The 233-nt window shown below is 69.1% G+C and carries 1 protein-coding gene; it reads right to left on the bottom strand.

From position 1 onward, the window contains the following. A partial coding sequence (locus tag SAZ04_RS23080; protein WP_332700146.1) for a hypothetical protein occupies positions 1-233 on the bottom strand: 233 nt, incomplete at both ends.

The raw sequence follows: 233 nt of genomic DNA, 5'->3' as shown, positions 1-233 counted from the left end.
GCCGGGGTCAGGGTGACCACGGTCGGGGTGGTGCTCGGGTGGGTCAGGGTGACGGCGAAGTCCAGGTTGCCGCCTTCGGCCACCGTCGGGCTGCCGATGCTGCCAACTTGCGGACGGTCGTCGTTGCTGCCACCCGTCCCCGTGCCGTCGTCGGCAATGGTCGTGCTGACCGTGCCGCTGGCGATGGTGGCGTTCACCGGGGCAGCGAGATTGACGCTGTAGTTCTCGTTGCC

This window comes from Halalkalibacter lacteus, assembly GCF_036663595.1.
Taxonomy (GTDB): Bacteria; Bacillota; Bacilli; order Bacillales; family Bacillaceae_D; genus Halalkalibacter; species Halalkalibacter lacteus.
The sequence above is the reverse complement of the archived record's forward strand: the minus strand, read 5'-3'. Positions and strand labels throughout refer to the sequence as shown.